We start from the raw sequence: 1,787 nt of genomic DNA, 5'->3' as shown, positions 1-1,787 counted from the left end.
CCCGCCTCGCCGAACCAGCAGCAGGTCGTGTGGCAGACCTTCACCGCGGTGCTGCCGATCATCAAGGACATGATCACCCCGCAGGTCCTCCTCGAGGTCCTGCCGTACTCGCCCTTCCCGGCCTCGTTCGTCGCGAAGATGCGCGAGCTGCTGGCCCAGGCGCCGACCGATCCGCAGGCGGAGGCGCAGCAGCAGGTCGCGATGCGCACTGCCATGGCGAAGATCGAGGATCTGAACGCCGGGGCGAACCTGAAGAACGCCAAGGCCGGGCGCGAGGCAGCCCTGACCCAAGGCGACCACATCGACGGCTTCGCGAAGGTGGCGGCCCTCGCCGCGCCGCCCGAGCAGCCCGCATCGGCCTTCGCGGCCTAACGTAGGATCATCACATGGCAATCGAGAAGAACGCGGTCCGAAAGGACACGCGCTGGATGTTCTGTGGCCACGTCGTCGTGGTCGACGAGGTGACCACCGAACACGTGATCTACCGGAAGCACGATGTGTTCGGGCTGATTGAGGTCGCGACCCTCAAGAAGTTCCTCGACTGCGCCCGCGATCCGTCGACGGCCGAGCACGAACGGCTGATGGAAGGCCTGCTGAACGCCAGCCACGATCTGCCGTCCGACAGCGAAACGGGCAAGCTCCTGAAGCTCCTGCGCGATGCTGCCATCTGGCATCTGGAGCGCGCGTGTCCGTCCCTGCCCGTCTACGTGGCGCCCGTGATCCCGCCGAAGGCCGCTCCCATCGAGGCCGAGATCGTCGCGAAGGCCATGCCTGCCGTCGAGGTCGAAGAATGCTCGACCGCGATGCCGCTGGCCTACGAGCGCCTGGTCGAGGACGAGCCGCCCGCCCGCAAGCGCCGCTTCGCCTGATCCCTCCCCGCGCGGCCGGTAGCGTCCCACCGGCTTTCGTACCCTTCACGTCACGAGGACACCCATGAACGACGACTTCAACAGCAGCGACGACGCCTTCACCGCCGACGAGGAGGCCGCTTGGGGCGCCATGTCGTCTGGCGAGGCCGCTTCCGAGCCCGCCAGCGCCCCTGCGCCGGCCACCGTTGGAGAAGCCGCTCCTGCGCCCGCCGCGCCCGTTGCTGCCCCTGCTGGCGAGGCTGCGGCCCCCGGCGACGTCGTCGATCCGGACCTCGAAGAGGGCGGCGCCGACGAGAACAAGGGCAAGTTTGTCCGCCACGGCGCGTTCCACCAGGAGCGCGAGCGCCGGAAGGCCGTCGAGCGCGAGCGCGACGAGTTCCGGATGACTGTGGCGCGGCTGGAAGAGCGCTTCCGCATTCTGAGCGAGGGTGGGCAGTCCCCGGCGCAACCCGGCGCCGCAGCGCCTCAGCCCCCGGCCGAGCCCGAGACCCCGCCCGATCCGAACGAAGACATCTTCGGCTATGCGAAGTACCTGGAGAAGCAGATCCAGGACATCCGCGCCGGCCAGACCCAGCTCACCGAGGCGCAGAAGACCGAGCAGGCCCAGCGCGCCGAGGCGACCCAGCGCAACGAGGTCCTGACCGCCTACCAGGGCGACGTCCGGCGCGTGATGACGGCGCAGCCCGAATTCGCGGACGCCTACAACCACCTGCTCACCGGCCGCATCGCGGAGCTCGAGCTGCTCGGCGTCTCCAAGGCCGACGCGGTCCAGGCCGTGCGCGACGAGGAGTTCAGCATCGCGCAGGCCGCGATCCAGGCGGGCCAGTCCCCGGCCGCCCGGCTGATGCAGCTCGCCAAGCTGCGCGGCTTCGCACCAAAGGCCGCTGAGCCGGCCGCGCCCGCCGCCCCGGCTGAGAC

Annotated in this window: 2 protein-coding genes and 1 pseudogene; all 3 read left to right on the top strand. The window is 69.8% G+C overall.

What is annotated here, in order from left to right:
- Positions 1-372: pseudogene (locus K2X24_RS12370) on the top strand (hypothetical protein); the annotation flags it as partial.
- 14 nt (positions 373-386) lie between these two features.
- A complete protein-coding gene (locus K2X24_RS12365; RefSeq protein ID WP_292498424.1) occupies positions 387-869 on the top strand; it encodes a hypothetical protein in 483 nt (160 codons plus the stop codon).
- 64 nt (positions 870-933) lie between these two features.
- Positions 934-1,787 (top strand): hypothetical protein (locus K2X24_RS12360; protein ID WP_292498421.1); only part of this gene is annotated, 854 nt, incomplete at its 3' end.

This window comes from Methylobacterium sp., from assembly GCF_019750675.1.
GTDB lineage: Bacteria > Pseudomonadota > Alphaproteobacteria > Rhizobiales > Beijerinckiaceae > Methylobacterium.
Note: the sequence above shows the minus strand (reverse complement) of the source record. Positions and strands in the feature narration are given on the sequence as shown.